The organism is Solwaraspora sp. WMMB762, from assembly GCF_049179115.1.
GTDB lineage: Bacteria > Actinomycetota > Actinomycetes > Mycobacteriales > Micromonosporaceae > Micromonospora_E.
Genome location: NZ_JBMHMD010000001.1, coordinates 2576080 through 2590461, shown reverse-complemented (window position 1 = coordinate 2590461; position 14382 = coordinate 2576080). Strand labels below are relative to the sequence as shown.

Annotated in this window: 14 protein-coding genes, 1 CRISPR repeat array and 1 riboswitch; of the genes, 8 read left to right on the top strand and 6 right to left on the bottom strand. The window is 71.0% G+C overall.

The genetic code is table 11. From position 1 onward, the window contains the following. Positions 1 to 164: 164 nt before the first annotated feature. The 6 genes from ACN27J_RS11425 (at position 165) to ACN27J_RS11400 (ending at position 5868) form a co-directional block, all read left to right on the top strand. Entirely contained in the window at positions 165 to 455 is a 291-nt protein-coding gene (locus ACN27J_RS11425; protein ID WP_421365838.1) for a hypothetical protein, read from the top strand. Between the two features lie 109 nt (positions 456 to 564). Further along, a complete protein-coding gene (locus ACN27J_RS11420) occupies positions 565 to 1653 on the top strand; it encodes a FecCD family ABC transporter permease (protein ID WP_421365835.1) in 1089 nt (362 codons plus the stop codon). A gap of 64 nt (positions 1654 to 1717) precedes the next feature. After that, positions 1718 to 2707, top strand: a complete 990-nt coding sequence (locus tag ACN27J_RS11415; protein ID WP_421365832.1) for an ABC transporter substrate-binding protein — start codon at positions 1718 to 1720, stop codon at positions 2705 to 2707. Beyond that, positions 2704 to 3516 (top strand): ABC transporter ATP-binding protein, encoded by an 813-nt coding sequence (locus ACN27J_RS11410; protein WP_421365830.1) that lies wholly within the window; start codon positions 2704 to 2706, stop codon positions 3514 to 3516. Before ACN27J_RS11415 ends, ACN27J_RS11410 begins: the two co-directional genes overlap by 4 nt. Next, complete coding sequence (locus tag ACN27J_RS11405; RefSeq protein WP_421365827.1) at positions 3513 to 4211, top strand: class I SAM-dependent methyltransferase; 699 nt, start codon at positions 3513 to 3515, stop codon at positions 4209 to 4211. The genes ACN27J_RS11410 and ACN27J_RS11405 overlap by 4 nt, the downstream gene beginning before the upstream one ends. 337 nt (positions 4212 to 4548) lie before the next feature. Then, positions 4549 to 4876: direct repeats of the CRISPR family, unit length 36 nt; unit sequence GTTTCAATCCGGCGCGGTTTTCCTGTGCTCGGGGAC. A 425-nt stretch (positions 4877 to 5301) separates the two neighbouring features. Then, positions 5302 to 5868 (top strand): GNAT family N-acetyltransferase, encoded by a 567-nt coding sequence (locus tag ACN27J_RS11400; RefSeq protein WP_421365824.1) that lies wholly within the window; start codon positions 5302 to 5304, stop codon positions 5866 to 5868. Here ACN27J_RS11400 and ACN27J_RS11395 read toward each other — a convergent pair. Beyond that, positions 5851 to 7488 carry a helix-turn-helix transcriptional regulator gene (locus ACN27J_RS11395; RefSeq protein ID WP_421365821.1) on the bottom strand — a complete coding sequence of 546 codons (1638 nt, stop codon included), beginning with the start codon at positions 7486 to 7488 and terminating at the stop codon, positions 5851 to 5853. The genes ACN27J_RS11400 and ACN27J_RS11395 overlap by 18 nt on opposite strands. A 334-nt stretch (positions 7489 to 7822) precedes the next feature. Here ACN27J_RS11395 and ACN27J_RS11390 point away from each other — a divergent pair, with 334 nt between their 5' ends. After that, on the top strand, positions 7823 to 8209 hold the full coding sequence (locus ACN27J_RS11390; RefSeq protein ID WP_421365818.1) for a hypothetical protein: 387 nt from the start codon (positions 7823 to 7825) through the stop codon (positions 8207 to 8209). Then, positions 8209 to 8484 carry a hypothetical protein gene (locus ACN27J_RS11385; RefSeq protein ID WP_421365815.1) on the top strand — a complete coding sequence of 92 codons (276 nt, stop codon included), beginning with the start codon at positions 8209 to 8211 and terminating at the stop codon, positions 8482 to 8484. Before ACN27J_RS11390 ends, ACN27J_RS11385 begins: the two co-directional genes overlap by 1 nt. Positions 8485 to 8788: 304 nt before the next feature. Here ACN27J_RS11385 and ACN27J_RS11380 read toward each other — a convergent pair whose 3' ends face one another. From ACN27J_RS11380 to ACN27J_RS11360, 5 genes are all read right to left on the bottom strand, one after another. Next, a complete protein-coding gene (locus tag ACN27J_RS11380) occupies positions 8789 to 9298 on the bottom strand; it encodes a hypothetical protein (RefSeq protein ID WP_421365813.1) in 510 nt (169 codons plus the stop codon). Positions 9299 to 9321: 23 nt separating this feature from the next. Further along, complete coding sequence (locus tag ACN27J_RS11375) at positions 9322 to 11037, bottom strand: PHP domain-containing protein (RefSeq protein WP_421365810.1); 1716 nt, start codon at positions 11035 to 11037, stop codon at positions 9322 to 9324. 177 nt (positions 11038 to 11214) lie between these two features. Further along, complete coding sequence (locus ACN27J_RS11370) at positions 11215 to 12012, bottom strand: energy-coupling factor transporter transmembrane component T family protein (RefSeq protein ID WP_421372201.1); 798 nt, start codon at positions 12010 to 12012, stop codon at positions 11215 to 11217. Positions 12013 to 12056: 44 nt separating this feature from the next. Next, positions 12057 to 13478, bottom strand: coding sequence for an ABC transporter ATP-binding protein (locus ACN27J_RS11365; protein ID WP_421365807.1), 1422 nt, complete (start codon positions 13476 to 13478; stop codon positions 12057 to 12059). A 52-nt stretch (positions 13479 to 13530) separates the two neighbouring features. Next, complete coding sequence (locus ACN27J_RS11360) at positions 13531 to 14130, bottom strand: ECF transporter S component (RefSeq protein WP_421365804.1); 600 nt, start codon at positions 14128 to 14130, stop codon at positions 13531 to 13533. Continuing rightward, positions 14127 to 14232, bottom strand: a riboswitch (TPP riboswitch). (Overlaps the previous gene by 4 nt.) Positions 14233 to 14382: the final 150 nt, after the last annotated feature.

The following is a 14382-nucleotide window of genomic DNA, read 5'->3' as shown; positions in this document are numbered from 1 at the left end:
GGGGTTCCCGCCGCCGGTCGGCACTGCGGGCGTCACGGTGTTTCTCCGGCTGCCCGGTCCCGTCATCGTGGACCGTCGTCGGTGACTGCGGCGCCCGCCTCCCGCATCTCACCCGTCACCGCCGCGGGTTCGCGTGGCGGTTCGTAGCCAGGAGGTCTTCTCGCATGGCGCAACGACCAGAACAAGACACGACGACGCCCGGGTTCACCGTGCCCGATGCCACCCCGAGTGAACTCGCTCTATCCGAGATCGCTCTATCCGAGATCGCTCTATCCGAGATCGCGCTGCCCGAGGTCGGGCTGCCCGAGGTCGGGCTGCCCGCCGAGGGTCGGCGCGCTGCCCGCGCCGTCGCGCCGGGCTCCGGCCCGCAGGCCAGGAGCGCCCGCCCGGACCGGCTCGCCGGTCGCGGTAAGCGCGCCGGCAAGGGCCGCAACTACCAGTTCCGGCGCAGCTGACCGACGCCGAGGTGAACAGTGCCTCACCACCTTCCGATCCCTTGATCTTGCTGCTAGCTTCTTGCCATAGCTTTGCAAGAGCAAAGATTCGGCGTATGGGGGTGGGGCGATGGCGGCGGCCACCCTGTCGGCAGTCCGCGGTGACCTGCTCGGCGTCGCCGCACAGCGCCGCCGGACCGGGATCTGGCTGGTCGTCCTGACCGTCGGGCTGACGGCCACCGCCGTGGTGGCCGTCAGCTCCGGCGCCATCGGGATCGCCCCGACGACCGTCGCCGCCATCATCGGCCACCAACTCGTCGGACTGCCCGGTGAGGCGACCTGGAGCCTTCCGGAGCAGGCCATCGTCTGGCAGGTCCGGCTGCCCCGGGTGCTGCTCGGCATGCTCGTCGGTGCCGGGCTGGCGGTGTGCGGAGTGGCGTTGCAGGCGATGGTCCGCAACGTTCTCGCCGACCCGTACCTGCTGGGCATCAACTCCGGAGCGTCCAGCGGCGCGGCGGCGGCGATTCTGTTCGGGGCCGGCGCCGGCTTCGGCCAGTACGCCCTGTCCACCAGCGCCTTCCTCGGTGCCCTCGCCGCGTCGCTGCTGGTCTTCCTGATCGCCCGCAGCGGTGGCCGGGTGACCTCGATCCGGTTGCTGCTGTCCGGCGTCGCCGTCGGCTACGCGCTGTACGCCACCACCAGTTTCCTGATCTTCGCCTCCGGGTCGGCCGAAGGCGCCCGGTCGGTGATGTTCTGGCTGCTCGGGTCGCTGGGGCTGGCCCGCTGGGACGCCCTGCTGGCGGTGGCCGCCGTCGTGCTGGTCGGGATGACCGGGTACCTGACGATCGTCGGCCGGCGACTGGACGTGCTCGCCATCGGCGACGAGACCGCGCAGACCCTCGGCGTGTCACCGGACCGGTTTCGGCTGCGCCTGCTGGTGCTGGTCTCGCTGAGCGTCGGCGTGCTGGTCTCCGCCGCCGGCAGCATCGGCTTCGTCGGCCTCGTCGTGCCCCACCTGGCCCGGCGGATCGTCGGCGCACCACACGTACGGGTGGTGCCGGTGGCCGCCCTGCTCGGCGCGATCCTGCTGGTCTGGGCCGACGTGCTGGCCCGGGTCCTGCTGGCCCCTCAGGAGATCCCGATCGGGATCATCACCGCCCTGCTGGGCGCACCTTTCCTGCTGGTCCTGATCCGCCGCCTGCACGCCACGTCCGGGTGACCACCGAGTCGGCCAGAGCACCGGGTCCAACTGGGCCCCGAGTTCCGAACAGTCGAGGAGCACCATGAGGACAAGCCGTACCACCGCCGTCGCTGCGATCTCCGCCGCCGTGCTGCTCGCCGCCGGATGCGGCGAGGCCGGTGCCGACCCCGCGCCGGACGCCGCCGACGGCTACCCGGTGACCGTCACCAACTGCGGCGTCGACGTCACCTTCGACGCCGCGCCGGAGCGGGTCGTGCTGCTCAAGAGCGCGGCCGTGCCGTACCTGCACGCGCTCGGCGTGCTGGACCGGGTCACCGCCCGCGCCGGCCAGTACCCGCCGGAGTACTACGACGAGGCGACCCTCGCCGAGCTGGACCGCATCCCGCTGCTGACCGACAAGACCGACACCAGCGGCCACCTGCAGATCTCCAAGGAAGTGGTGATCAGCCAACAGCCCGACCTGGTGCTCGGCGAGGTGGACAACCTGTCCCGGGACACGCTGTCGGCGGTGGACATCCCGCTGCTGGAGGAGCCGGCGATGTGTCCGGGAAGCACGACGGTGCCGACCTTCGACGACATCTACGACCAGATGCGAACGTATGGCGAGGTGTTCAACCGGGCCGACGAGGCGTCAGCGGCGGTCGCCGCGCTGGAAGAGCGGATGGCGCAGGTGCAGGCCCAGGCCGAGGCGGGCACCGGCCGTACGGCGGCGGTGCTGTACCCGACCGTCGGCGGCGGTGTCACCTACGCGTACGGCACCGCCAGCATGGCGCACCCGCAGCTGGAGGCGGCCGGGTTCCGCAACGTCTTCGACGACGTGCCGGAGCGGGTCTTCGAAGTCACCGTGGAGGAACTGCTCGGCCGCGACCCCGACGTGCTGATCCTGCTGTACAGCGACGGCGACCCGGCCGCCGTCGAACAGGGCCTGACCGGGCTGCCCGGGGCGGAGAACCTGGCCGCCGTGCGCAACGGCGACGTGCTGACCCAGCTGTTCAACTTCACCGAGCCGCCGACCCCGCTGTCCATCGACGGACTCGAACGGATCGTGCAGCACTTCCAGGCCGAGTCGTGATCACCGCGACCGAGGTCTCCTGGCGCTACGGCGCCAACCCGGTGATCGACGGGGTCAGCGTGACCGCCCGACCGGGCCGGGTCCTCGGGCTGATCGGCCCGAACGGCAGCGGCAAGACCACCCTGCTGCGCCTGCTCCACGGTGCCCTGCGCAGCGGCGGTGCCGGGCGCAGCGGCGGTGCCGGCGCCGGGCGGGTCGTGGTGGACGGCGACGAGCTGACCGGCCTGCCGTCGCGGGAGGTCGCCCGCCGGCTGGCCGTGGTGGTGCAGGAGGCCGGCGGCGCGGACACCGCGCTGACCGTGGCCGAGCTGGTGCTGCTGGGCCGGGGTCCGCACCTGTCGACGTTCCAGCGGACCAGTCGGGCCGACCACGAGATCGTGGCCCGATGCCTGGCTCGGGTCGGTGCCGCCCACCTGGGTGCCCGCGCGTTCGCCGGGCTGTCCGGCGGCGAACGCCAACGGGTGCTGATCGCCCGCGCTCTTGCCCAGCAGGCCACCCATCTGCTGCTCGACGAGCCGACCAACCATCTGGACATCCGTTACCAGCACGAGGTCCTGCAGCTGGTGCGGGACCTCGGCACCTGCTCTATCGTCGTGCTGCACGACCTGAACCTGGCCGCCCGCTACTGCGACGACCTGGTGCTGCTCGGCGACGGCCAGGTGGCGGCCGCCGGCAGCACGGACGAGGTGCTCGACCCGGCGGTGCTCGAACCGGTCTACGGGATCGGCATCCGGCGGCTGGACCTCGACGGAGCCATCCACCTGCTGTTCCGCCCACACGAGGTCACCCAGGAAAGGACTGCGGCATGACGGCCGTACAAGATCGGATCAACGCGTACTGGACCGGCCGGGCACCCGGGTACGACGAGTACGTGCAGCGCCCTGAGCGGTTCGCCGCCGACCAGCAGGCCTGGTCGCAGGTCTGGGCGGCGGCGCTGCCGCCGGCCCCGCTGGACGTGCTCGACGTCGGCACCGGCACCGGACAGGCGGCCATCGTGCTGGCCGGCCTCGGCCACCGAGTGACCGGCATCGACCTGTCCGAGGGAATGTTGGAGCGGGCCCGGCGACACGCCGCCGCGATGCCCGGCGGCCCGGTCATCCAGTACGGCGACGCCGTGTCCCCGGATTTCCCGGCGGCCAGCTTCGACGCGGTGACCAGCCGGTACCTGATGTGGACGCTGCGGGAGCCGCAGGTCGCCGTGGCCAACTGGGTACGCCTGCTCCGCCCCGGCGGCACCGTCGCCGTGGTTGACAGCACCTGGTTCCCCGACGGGCTGGACAACGCCTCGGAGAACTTCGCCGACCACTACGACAGCGCGGTCCGGTCGGCGCTGCCGTTGGCCACAGCGAAGTCGATCGACCAGACCGTGGCGGTGCTGGAGCGGGCTGGACTACATGATGTCACGGCCGTACCGCTGACCTCGATCTACGAACTCGATCAACGGTTCGGCGTGGCACCCGACCACGAACTCAAACTGCAGCACATCGTCACCGGCCGTCGCTGACGGTCGCGGCTCGCGGTGGGGTGACGGGCCAGCGGAGTCCGTCCCCTCATCCGGCCCGTTCCAGAAGGAAGCAGCTCGACCGTTGCCTCCAGCGACTCAGGCACCTCGGCCGAGATCAGCACCACCACTCGCGGCCGTTGCGCCTGATGCGAACGCGGCGATGAGTACGGTCGACCTCGTCGGCGACCCTGGGAAGCCTGGCCTTCGCACTGGATAGCGGCAGCGCCGTCACAGACCAAGTCTACGGCCGACCTGCCCCCACTTCCTTCGAGTACAACCGCGGTTTTCGTGTGCTCGGGGACCAGGTGGACTTCATGCGCATCCTGCGCACCGGAGAGCTTCAATCCGGCGCGGTTTTCGTGTGCTCGGTGACTCGACTCGAGCGACTGCATGGGTATCGACGCCTGCCCGAAGTTTCAATCCGGCGCGGTTTTCCTGTGCTCGGGGACACTGCTGCTGAACGCTGGCTGCGGCGATGCCGTTGCCCGTTTCAATCCGGCGCGGTTTTCCTGTGCTCGGGGACCATGACCACCGGCACCACCGAGGTCAAGTTCAAGTTTCAATCCGGCGCGGTTTTCCTGTGCTCGGGGACCATAGAGCGTAGGGTGTGCTTCGGCTTCTTTCTTCAGGTTTCAATCCGGCGCGGTTTTCCTGTGCTCGGGGACCGTGTCCGAAATGTCGGGCGGTCTGACCTGGGCAAACAGGGGGTCCGGAGGGCAACCTCCTGTTGATCATGATCTTGGTGGAGGCTTAGATGATCTCCGTGGGGCTGGTTTACGCAGCTCGGGGGCGGTTTGGGATCTTTCCGCCAACCTCCCCCGGATCCCGGGCGTGTCGGAGGTTGTCGCAATCGACATTTCGCCACATCTCTGGCACCTAATCTTGCGTACATCGATGCGTCGTCTGTCCTTGATGGAAGGCTTAGGTCTGGCGCGGCCGTGTCACCTCCGTGTCGTAGTCGCCAACTGGCCGATGTGGATATCGTCGCTTACTTCGGTCGGTTTCGGCAAGGGAAACAGTGACTGCTGGGGCTCATTTTCCCCGTGGCGCGGGGAAGGACGGTGGTCTGCTCGTCCGTACGGTGGTTGGTGTGACTGAGGTTTCGTACGTCCGTCTTGATGCCGCCGCTGCCGCCGCGATGCTGGACCAGTTGGCCGATGCGTACGCTGACGCCTACGGCCAGGTCCCCGGCGAGGACACCGGCGTCAAGTCGGATGCCTTCCGTGATCGGGCCACGGCCGCGCTGGGTGCCCGTAACTACGAGCTGGTGACGGCCCGGGTCGGCGACGAGCTGGTGGGTTTCGTCTTCGGGTACAGCCTGCGGCAGGAGCGGGACTGGTTCGGCGGGCTCGATCCGGCGCCGGAGCCGGGTTTCACCGACGAGCGTGGCGGTGAGCGCACCGTGGTCCTGGCCGAGATCGAGGTTCGCAGGGCGTGGCAGGGCAGGGGCATCGGGCGCGGCCTGCACGACACGTTCCTCGGCGGCCGACGCGAAGAACGGGCGACACTGTCGGCCAACCCGGCCGCGACCGCCACCCACGCACTCTACGAGCGGTGGGGGTGGCGGCGGGTCGGCACGAAGCCCGGACCGCCGGGTGCCTACTACCGGGAGTACGCCGTCTTCGTACGCCCGCTGCGGTCAGCCGAACGGAGTTGACCGGTAGCTGCGTACCGCATGGTCGAGCTCTTTGACGTGGCGGGTGCGTTTCCACGGGTCGAGCCCACGGCGCAGCTTCTGCACCTGCTGGGTGATCCGCTTGCTGGAGTTGACCGAGGTCAGCTCGACCGCCTCGGTGGCGGTCCGGCAGGCCTGGTCGATGTCGCGCTGCTGGGCGAACGCCTCGGCGCGGTACAGCAGCCCGAACGCGCGGTTGTGCAGGTTGCCCGGGTCGATCAGGCTCAACGTCTTGTCGGTGGCGGAGAGCACCCGGTCTGCGTCGTGGAAGCCCAACGCCTGCTGTGCGGTGGTGCTCCAGTAGAACGACTCGTCGTAGAAGTACCACCACGACTGCCGGGGGCCGTCGTCGGCCTGCGCTTCCTGTAGGGCGGCGTACTCGCGGTCGAGATTCGCCTGCGACCGGTCGGCCTGGCTGTCGGCGGTGAGCGCCCGCACCGCTACATCGGCGGCGTAGGCTCGGGCGTACGGGCTGCCGCTCTGCTCGGCCCAGGCGGCAGCGGCGGCGGCGTGGTCGATGCCGATCCGGGGTTTGCCCTGCCAGGTCGCCAGGTGGCTCATCGTGCACAGGATGTAGGTGACCAGCTCCACGGCGCGTGCTTCGTGGGCGGCGGCGCGGGCGTCGTCGTAGAGCCGCTGCGCGGAGCCGTAGTCGCCCATGTTGAAGCACAACCAGCCGGCCAGCTGGGTCAGCTCGGCGTAGGCTGCGATCGCCCGGTCCCGGTGCGGCCCGGCGGTGGCGGCCTTGGCCTGCTGCTCGGCGGTGAGTCGGTAGGCCAAAGCGCTGGGCAGGGTGGCACCCGCGCCGAGGACGTCGCCCTGCTTCCGCAGGTAGGGCATCATCTGCTCGCAGTGCGCCAGGGTCGCCGGGTCGAACGTGCCCGGTCCGGCGGACGGTGGTGCCGCGTTGGCCGGCTCGGCCGCGCCGGCCAACGCGGTCAGCGGCGCGGTGGTGGCGACCGCGAGCGCGGCGGTCAGTTTGCCCAGCATGGCCCGGCGGGTCTGCGGGTCCGGTATCCGTTGCATCCACATGACGATGACCTGCGCCAACTCTCCGAAGTCGACCTCCTCGGGCAGGCGGTGCGGGCCGGTGAGGTCCGCTCGTGGCGGGGCACCCGCCTCGGCACCGGGTCGCCGGTCGAGCAGGTCGCGAAGCAGGATCTCCGCTTCTCTCGGCATCATGGTCTCACCGGTGAGGGCGACGGAAGTACCCCGTGCGACGGTGAAAGTTGTTCGGGTTGCGGCGTCGAGGTGGCGGAAGCTGGGCAGGTCGGCCAGCAGGTCGGCGACGGCGCACTCGTAGATCTCGGCCAGGCGGACCAGGTTGTCCTGCGAGGGTGTGTAGCCGCCCTTGCCGGGCCAGATCTCCCAGTACGAGAAGCTTTTGTGGGTTTTGGGTTCGTCGGGCCAGCGCCGGTTCCACTCCTCGGCTGCCTGCGCCTGGCTCCAGCCCCGGGCGGCGCGGAGCGCGACCCGGGGGTTGAGCCGAAACCGCTGCCGGAAGACCTCGGCCACCTCGACCCACGTCTTTCCCTCCGACCGCAACTCGGCCGCGAGGCGAGCCTGCTGCCGTCGAAGACTTTCCGATCTTGATTCAGTCATGCCGTCACCTGCCCATGATCAGAAAAGATCCGCAGACTATTTGGATAGACCATACGCGACTGCTCCGATTTTGTGAACTTCCCCGCGACGCGGGGAATGGGTGATGCGGAATCTCCGGATGTCGGCGGGTAGTGGCGTGCGTGTGACGTAGACGACCGTGGATGTAGTGAGTTCACGCGAGCGGCAATAGAACTGCGTTGAGGTCCAACAAATGTATCCGCCGACATGTCTCCACGGAGGAAAGCGCATGGCCGGAAACAACCCGCCGAGCAGCAGGTACTGTACGTCGCCGTACCTCGGCGGTAATGAAGGTCCGACGCCGGATCGGCCGCCGTTGGCGCGCCGAACGCCGGGGCAGACGGACATCGGGCGGGACCCACGGTTCCGGCTGCTGGCCGCGCGTGGGGTGGCGCCGGCGCCGAATGCCGAGCCGGCCGCCGTCGACGCCGAGCAGGCGGTGCTGGACGAGGTGGCGGCGGCGATGCGGAACCGGCCGGACGTCAACGTGTTGGACCGTGCGCGGGAGACGGTCACCGAGCACATGCCGAGCCGGTTGGCCGAGTGCCGGGTGTGTGACGTGGCAGCGTTCTGCCCGCCGTTCACCACCGCGTTGGCCGTGCTGGACCGCTGGGACCACAGTCGGGCGCGTCGGGTGCGGGCGGTGTTGCAGTACGCCGGACTCTGGCCGGACGGGTACGTCCACGACGGGCGGGACGACTGATGGCCGACGGTGAACTCCTGCGGGTCGGTGACACCCTGCATCTCGGCAAGGCCGACTGGGTGTTCGGTGACCGGTCGATGACGGTCCGGGTCTCCGACATCCGCTACGGCCTCGACGACGACGATTCCCCGGTGGTCGGCATCCTCGCCACGATCACGTCGGCCGGGCGGGACGGGCGGATGGCCGCGATCGGCGTCTACAAGAGTGCCCTGACTCGCTCCGGCGTGGTGCAGCGCCGGCAGCCACTCAACGGCGTCGACCATCCCCACTCGTAGAGAAGCCAAAAAGGACCATGGACATCTGTGCGTTGACGAGCGCGGCGTTACTCGGTTTCCTCGCCGGGCTGTTCTCATTCCGAGTGAAGAGTCGCTGGTGCCCTCGGTGCGGCGAGCTGACCACCACCCCACCGTCTGCGAGGTGAGGCTGACGCACCTCAAAACGCGAAATGACGTGCGTCAGCCTCACCTCGCGGCTGCGGCAGCGGAAGGCCGTCGAGCGTTGAACGCCTCCGGCGCTGGCCACAGGATGTGACCAGCGCCGGAGGCTGGATAGGTGAGGCTGAACAGGTGAGGCGTACGGTCAGTGCTTGTCGGCGCAGCAGGGGGTCGGGTCGGGCAACTCGAACGGCCCGATCCGGCCCGGCCCGACCGCAGTGGTGATCAACGTCAGCACCCCGTTGATCCACTGCGGCCGGACGAAGTCCCGGGTCACCAGCGGAGTGTCCTCATCCGGCTGCGCGCCACCGAGCATGATGACCTGCTCGATCGCGCTGAACTCGAGCAGCTCCGCGACGGTGAGTGTGCCGACCAGACGGTCGACCCCGGGGTAGCGGACCGCCCGCCCGGACCGGCCGGCCCGGTGCTCGGCGGCGGCGAGCTCCGCCGCCGGGACCAGATCGGCCGGGGTGGCAGGCAGGTCGGGCAGCCCGTCGGGGGCGGCCAGACTGATCGCCACGTGCGGCCTCGGCGTCCGCACCAGATGGGTGCAGGCGACGAGGTCGGGCAGGTCGGCCACGCCGACGACGTCGTGCAGCCAGTGTTCGGCGGCAGCGTCGTCGGCATGCCCCAGACTGATTCCGATGACTGTCACGGCGGTGGCGGTGGCGGTGGCGGTCAGGATGGCAGGACCCAGATCGGGTTGCCGTAGAACCACAGGTCGAGCCAGGGGTCGGCGTCGCCGAGCACGTCCATCGCCGGGCCGTGCGGGTCGACCGCCGCACCCATCAGACCGGGCGCGCTGCGGTTGCCGTCGGTGCCGCGCACCCGGACGTACATCGGTCGGTCCACCCGGCCCAGCGGGTAGCTGAACGACACCCGCTTGCGGCCCGGCTGCACCTCGAACGAGGCGGCCACCCGGGTGGTCGGGGCGGTGAAGGTGTCCTGGTCGGTGACCGGTCCGGTGACGTCGCCGACGATCAGGTCCACCCGGGCCAGCTTCGGCACGAACTGCGCCCAGTTCGGCACGGTCGCCAGATCGATGTCCAGGGTCACCACGACCGACGTACCACTCTTGATCTTCAGCGTGCCGCCGAGCGTGGCACCGGCACCCGGCCGCTGGTCGTTGAGCCGGCGGACCCGCATGTCCAAGCCCCGGATCAGACCGCCGTGGTCCACCCAGACCCGGCCGGCCCGGATGGCGTCCATCACCGCGCGGTAGCCGAACGCCTGCGCGCCGACGTGGGTACGGCTGTACTGGCCCGGCCAGAAGTCACCGGCGGTGGTGATCAGCGGCCCGTACACCGGGTCGTTGTACTTGCCGTTGGCGTTGAAGTCGCTGTCCGGCCCGCGCATCGACGTACCCAGGTAGTTGATGTGCGAGTCGGAGTTGGCGCTGATCCACCACGGCTTGCCCTCGGCGAGCAGGCTGTCCCACAGCCCGCCCACGGTGGAGGTCATCCAGTCGAACCCGCCCCAGGTGCGGTAGCTCTCCAGCGGGTAGCCGGGGAACGACGCCGCCGACGGGCTGCCCTCGTAGTAGCCGCGGCCGCGACCCGGGCCGTTCGGCGCCGGCAGGCTGGACGCCTGGTGACCCGGGGCGCCCTCCATGCCGACCGCCACGGTCGGGTCGGCGTCACGCCAGGCCCGCACCTCGTGCGGCGAGTCGACGCCCCGCCGGGACGGGTGGTTGGCCAGGAACAGCGCACCACCGATACGGCGCCGGCGGACCTCGTCACCGAGGAACTTGATGCCGGCGATGGCGAGCGCCTCGTTCTCCGGGCTCGGGCTGCTGGTGCCGTTCACCGAACCGTCGTAGTCGGTCTCGAACTGCTTGAGTACGGCGACCTCGTTCGGCCCCGGCTGGACGAAGACCGTGCCGTGCTCGGCGGACGGGATGTTCCACTCCAGGCCCTGGTAGATCAGCAGGTCCTTGATTTCCTTGCGGGTTTCGACGATGTCCGGGTTGACCTTCTCCACCCCGATGCGGGAGTGGGTGGCGTTGCCGTGGTCGGTGATGACGATCCAGTCCAGACCGTACGCGCGGGCGTGCTTGGCCTGGTCGACCACCCGGTACATGGCGTCCGAGCTGTACTGGGTGTGGATGTGGTGGTCGCCGGCCAGCCAGACGAACTCGCCGTCGTTGGCCTGGCCACCGCCGGTGCCGCCGCCGCTGTGGTCGTTGGCCGGTGCGGCGTGCGCGGCGTGCCCGCCGGCCAGCACCGACGACGCGGCCGCGCCGGCACCGAGCAGCCCGGCGTTACGCAGGAAGGTACGCCGGGACGCCTCGGTCGGCGACAGTTCGGCGTCCGGCACCGACAGGTCGAGTGGTGCCGGTACGTCCGCACCGGTCGCCGCGTGGTCGTGGTGGTGATGATGGTGGTGGTGTCCCATCCCTGTTCCGCCTCCCAGATCAACTTTGTCGCGGTCAATCTCGTGGAGGTGGGGAAACAGCAGGCGACGTGCCGCCGTCGTCACGGCGCACGTGCCGTGAAGGTGTAGCCATGTGTGCATCTGTGGCACCTGGCGTGACCTGCTGATCTCTGTGCCGGGGGAGTGGCCGGGCCGGGCTCAGCCGATCACCGGGCGGAAGACCCCGGCGGCGAAACTGATCGCCAGCGACCCTCCGGCGACGACCGCGGCACCGGCGACCAGAGCGGCGTCGGCCGCTCCGAACCGTTGCCGCCGGGCGCTGGTCCGGGGGATGCCGGCGTCGAATCCCCGGGCGTCCATCGCGGTGGCCAGCCGGGTGCCCCGGCGGATCGCCAGGACCAGCAGCCCGAAGGCGGTCGCCGCGAACAACCGGAGCCGGCGCACCGGGTTGCGGCCCGCGTCGATGCCCCGCGCCCGGCGGGCCATCGCCAGCAGCTGCCACTCGGTGGCCAGCATCGGCACCAGCCGGAACGCGGCGAGCGCCCCGATCGCGAACCGGGGCGGAGCCTTGACGTTCTGCACCAGGGCGTCGGCAAGGTCGGTCGGGTCGGTGGTGGCGAAGACCAGCACCCCGGGCAGCGCCACGGCCAGCAGGCGCAACGCCAGCCCGAGCGCGGTGACCAGTACGCCGCTGGTGACCAGCACCGGCCCGGCGGCGAGCAGCACCGGGCCGGTCCGTTCGGCGGCGAACAACGTCAGGGTGACCAGCACACCGGCGGCGCTCAGCAGCAGCGGCGCCATCCGGCGCAGCAGGGCACGGTAGCCCAGCCCGAACAGCGGGACCACGGCGAGCTCGACGGCGATCGCGACGGCCGGCGCCAGCGGGTCCAGGGTGGCCAGCAGCAGCACCGAGAAGACCAGCGCGGCAGCGAGCTTCGCCACCGGGTTGCGGCGGGCCAGCGGCGCCGCCCCGGCACCGTCCGCTTCGCCGATCACCGGGCCAGCCGCCGGTCGGCTCACCGGGTCAGCCGTCGGTCGGCTCACAGGGTCAGCCGCCGGTCGGCGAGCGCGGCGACGAGGTCGACGTCGTGGGTCACCGTCACGATCCCGTGCCCGGCGTCGCGCAGCTCACCGAGCAGCGCGACCAGTTCGAGCCAGGTACGCCGGTCCTGGCCGAAGGTCGGCTCGTCGAGCACCAGCAGGCGGGGCGCGGTGGCCAGGGCGGTCGCCACACTCAGCCGCCGCGCCTCACCACCGGAGAGGGTGTACGGGTTGGCAGCCGCCAACCGGTCCAGCCGCAGCCGGTGCAGCAACTCGTCGACCACCGTGGCGACGGCCGACTCCGCCAGCCCGCACCGGCGCGGGCCGAGAGCCAGCTCGTCGGCCACCGTGGTCGCGACGAACTGGTGCTCCGGGTTCTGGAACACGTTGCCGATCCGGCGGACCAGCTCCGGTGCCCGCCACCGGTGCGGGGCCGGCCCCACCTGGCCGCCGGTCAACGCGGCAGTGGCCCGGACCGTTCCGTCGCTGGCCGCGACCAGCCCGCCGAGCAGCAGGGCCAGCGTGGTCTTGCCGGCGCCGTTGGGCCCCAGCACGGCCAGTGCCTCGCCGCCGCGTACCGGCACCTCGTCGGCGAGCGGGGCCAGTCGGGGCGCCAGCCCGACCCGGCCGGCGATCAGCAGCGGCTCGCCGGCCGGGGCGACAGGCCCGTTGCGCTGCGGCAGCGGCTGGTCCGGCACCCAGACACCATCGGCGGCCAGTTGACCGCCGTACCGGTCGAAGATCTCGTCCGGCTTGCCGTCGGCCCGCACCCCGCCACCGGCGGACAGCACCACCACCCGGTCGACCAGCGGCAGCGCCTGCGCCACCCGGTGCTCGACGATCACCAGCGTGGTGTCCCGGTCTCCGTCGAGCGCCCCGGCGACGGCGTCGCGGACCAGGTCGGCACCGGCCGGGTCCAGGTTGGCGGTCGGCTCGTCCAGCAGCAACAGACCCGGCCGCAGGGCGAGCGCCCCGGCCAGGGCCAGCCGCTGCTGCTCGCCGCCGGACAGCGCGGCCGTCGGACGGTCCCGGCCGTACCGGAAGCCGACCCGGGCCAGCGCGGCGTCCACCCGGGGCCAGATCTGGTCGGCCGGCACGCCCCGATTCTCCAGCCCGAACGCCACGTCGTCGCCGCTGCGCGCCATCACCAGCTGGCTCTGCGGGTCCTGGAAGACGATGCCGACCCGCTCGCGGGCCTTGCGCGGGTCGAGCCCGTCGACGGTGACGGTGCCGGCCTGCTCGCCCGAGTCGGCCGGCAGCAACCCGGCGATCGCCGCCAGCAGCGTGCTCTTGCCGGCCCCCGACGGCCCGAGCAGCAGGACCCGCTCGCCGGCGTCGACGCTCAGGTCGACGTCGCGGACCGCCCAGGCCCGGCGGCCGGCATGCCGCCAGCCGAACCCGCGCAGCTCCAGCCGGCTCACGACCCAGCCGGCCCTAGCTCGATCGCCACGGCCCCGGCCGGCCCCGGCCGGTTCACACCGCGGTGCGGTCGCGGCCGGCGGGGAACCGGTCGAGCACCCCGGTGCGGGCCAGGGCCCGGGTCAGCGCCACGCTGCCGGCACCGGCCAGCACGATCGCGCTGACCACGGTGACGATGAAGATCGGAATCCGGAAACTGACCAGGTCGTACGGCGCGTAGTAGCGGATCTGGTCGAAGATCGCCGCGCCGAGCCCGGCGGCGGCCCCGGCGGTCAGCGCCACCGGCAGCCGGAACGAGCGGTACGCCACCGCCAGGAAGACCAGCTCGGCACCGACCCCCTGGGCCAGCCCTTGCACGACCACCACGGCACCCCACTGGCTGCCCAACGCCGCCGAGACGACCGCTGCGACCAGCTCGCAGAACAGCGCGGCCCCCGGCTTGCGGATCACCAGCGCGCCGAGCACGGCCGGCACCAGCCACACCCCGTACAGCACCGCCTGGGCGGGCGGGAAGAAGGTGAACGCGGCCTCGGTGGCGGTCCAGATCAACCCCCACAGCCAGAAGACCACCCCGAACGCGACCGCGATCACCGAGGCGACCACGATGTCGACGGTCCGCCAGCTACGGTCGGCGGGCAAAGATTGCTGCGTCATACGTCGCTCCAACTCCCTGCGCTGGCATTACCCAGATCAGGTTCGAGGGTCTGCGGGACTTCCCGCACTCTCAGCGCTGCGTGCGCTCCCCTGTGGGACATAGGTTGTGCCACCGACGCTAGCACCGGTGGCACCGCGCCGACAGTGGGCGCGTCCCGGTGTGGTGGCGGGCACCCCTGCGCGGGTTATCGTGAACTGCCCGCCTTCACACCAGCGAGGGGACCAGCCCGCCGTGACCGCTGCCGATCGCAC